This window comes from Bacteroides sp. OM08-11, from assembly GCF_003438665.1.
Taxonomy (GTDB): domain Bacteria; phylum Bacteroidota; class Bacteroidia; order Bacteroidales; family Bacteroidaceae; genus Bacteroides; species Bacteroides cutis.
Genome location: NZ_QSTJ01000015.1, coordinates 1 through 2,830 on the forward strand (window position 1 = coordinate 1; position 2,830 = coordinate 2,830).

General features: G+C 41.9%; 3 protein-coding genes. All 3 read left to right on the forward strand.

Going from position 1 to position 2,830, the window contains the following annotated elements:
* Positions 1-260 (forward strand): hypothetical protein (locus DXC10_RS16610; protein ID WP_117713413.1); only part of this gene is annotated, 260 nt, incomplete at its 5' end.
* A 355-nt stretch (positions 261-615) separates the two neighbouring features.
* Entirely contained in the window at positions 616-1,719 is a 1,104-nt protein-coding gene (locus tag DXC10_RS16145) for a plasmid recombination protein (protein WP_007572070.1), read from the forward strand.
* Positions 1,720-2,190: 471 nt separating this feature from the next.
* Positions 2,191-2,781 (forward strand): hypothetical protein, encoded by a 591-nt coding sequence (locus DXC10_RS16150; RefSeq protein ID WP_008670455.1) that lies wholly within the window; start codon positions 2,191-2,193, stop codon positions 2,779-2,781.
* The last annotated feature ends 49 nt before the right edge of the window (positions 2,782-2,830 follow it).

Consider the following 2,830-nt stretch of genomic DNA (forward strand, 5'->3'; position numbering starts at 1 on the left):
CTCCATTGAGTGAAGCTGCCGTTTGGTCGCTCCCCCTTTGGGGGCGGGGGGGGATAGATAAAGTTCCTCTATGTAAAGTTATAATGGGGGATGAAAGGCAAGGTTCGCTAACCTTACCCCGATTGTTTATGCTTCCCAGCATTCAATCTATCCCCGTTTATGGGTTTCTCTTTCACCCTACAAAGATAACCTCATGGGGGAAAAATGTCCAAGAATATGGGGTAAAAACTATCAAGTCGGTAGAAAATAAGTATCTTTGAAGTACATTTTTAGTAGAGGTACTGGTATGCCTAGACGAAGCAGATAGGCAAAAATAAAGCCGCTGGGGATGTCGGATGTCCGTCAATTAACTCCAGCGGCTTGTATTTTGGTAACTCTCCCGTATCGGTCAGCTACCGTTTGGTCAGCAACAAAGGTAGTACTTTATTGTCGCAAATCCAAATGTTTTCCCCTTTATTTGTGCATTTACAAAACATTCACTAACTTCGCACCTATGCAGTATGGTGATAGCACACTAGCACCCTAAAGGGTACGTGTGTAAGGGGACAAGCCCCCTTAACCCCCTGTCAGCCGGCTGTCACCGGCTGTTATCGATTGTCACAAAAATGTTAACTTATGGGAGCAACAAGTATTCATGTACAAGCAGTGAAGCCGGGGAGCGAGATTCACAACTTTAGGGAAAAAGAGTTGGACTATGTTCGTCCGGAACTTAGTCATTTGAATGAAAGCTGGGTTGGAGATAGCATCTCCCATCGGCTGGAGAGTGCGAAACAGAGATATTTCGATACGGTTGGGCAGAAGATGCAGACTAAAGCAGCACCCATACGGGAGGGGGTAATAGTAATCAAGCAAGAAACCACCATGCAGGAACTCCAGCAATTCGCTGCGGTCTGCAAGGAACGTTTCGGTATTGAAGCGTTTCAAATCCATATACACAAGGACGAAGGATACATGAACGCAAAGCAATGGACACCTAACCTTCACGCCCATGTAGTTTTCGATTGGACGCAGCCGAACGGGAAGAGTGTGCGTTTATCGCGTGATGACATGGCAGAACTCCAAACCATAGCATCTGAAGCACTGGGCATGGAACGTGGTGTTTCTTCTGATCGCAAACACTTATCGGCTATGCAGTACAAGACCGAATGTGCGAAAGAACAGCTTCAGGAACTATCCAACGATATATCCAGTGCGTTAGACAAGCACAAGGACGTGCAAAACCAGCTTCTTCAGCTTCAGAAAGAACTACGTTCCATTGAAACAAAGAAAAACGTCCAAAAACTCATTTCTAAGGCTTCAGAGAAGTTTTACGGCTTGATAGGGAAAACGGTTAACGATAGGGAAAAAGATGCCTTAAAAGCCAAAATAAAGGCTTTAGAGGGGGAAAATGAACAGCTATCCGATAGACTGGGAAAGGCTATACTTGAAAAAGAGCGAAACGGCACAAAGGTATTCAAAGCCGAGAACGACAAGGAGTATTATAGACAGCAAATGGACAATGCAAGGACAACCAGTAACCGACTAAGAACGGAGAACCAAGAACTAAAGACCGAAACCAAGGAATTGAAAAAAGAACTTGGTAAGATGAAAGACTTGTTCAATTCCGAACAACTGGAGGCTTTAAGGCATCATTTCCCAAACATATCAAAAGCTATGGAAGAGGGGAAAGACCTACTCAAGCAAATCACCAGAAGCAGAGGTTTCGGCATGGGTATGTAACCCCCCCCGCCCCCAAAGGGGGAGCGACCAAACGGCAGCTTCACTCAATGGAGTGTTACGCCGTTCGGGTTCGGAAGAAATTTTGCAGGGTTCGAAAAACGGTTGTGTGCTTATTCGAAAAAAAGTTTATGGTGTGGGCGCTCGTCGGGACGGGTGGTCCCGCCCCTTGCCGCTGGGCGCTCCCCGACCGATGATTTTTTAAGTAGTTGATTATATGCCGTTTTTAGGGTATAATAAGAACTTAAGAAATAGAATAAGTTAAGTAGTTGATACTCAATATAGGGTATTTTCCATATTGGAAAATCTGATTTTCCATATTAGAAAGTCACTCTTTCCTATTAGATGTTAAAAAGGAAAATATATTTTGCTTTTTTATTGTATTAATGGAAATTTAAATATTCCTTTGTGGAAAATCAAATTATACTTTTTCACCGATATATAGAAAGTCAAATTTGCCTAAATAGAATGTTTATGGAAAATAAGAAAGTACTCAAATTAACCGATTTTCAAAAAAACGAAGAAAACCCCTTTATGAAACAAGCAATTGAAGGGATTGAAAATCACGTTGTTAAGAAATACAAAAGTAGTACGGGAAGTGATAAAAAAGCTGTAGTTGCTGTTGCTGATACAGATACAGGAGAAGTATTCAAAACCTCGTTTATCCGACAAATAGAAGTAGATGAAGAGCAATTTGCAAAACTATACCTTGCGAATTTTGCCGCTTTTTTCAATCTATCACAATCAGCTATTCGGGTTTTCGGGTATATTCTAACTTGCATGAAGCCTAAGAATGATATGATAATTTTCGATAGGCGAAAATGCTTAGAATACACCCAATACAAATCAGACAAAGCCATATACAAAGGATTGGCAGAGCTCGTACAAAGTGAAATCATAGCAAGAGGTCCAAACGAATATAATTGGTTCATTAATCCGTTGATTGTCTTTAATGGGGATAGGGTTTCATTTACAAAAACATACGTTCGGAAAAAGACTTTAGCTGCCCAAAAGAAAGAAGAAGCAGAGAAACGACAGTTATCACTTGGTTTTGATGAACTGTAACACTCCATTGAGTGAAGCTGCCGTTTGGTCGCTCCCCCTTTGGGGGCGG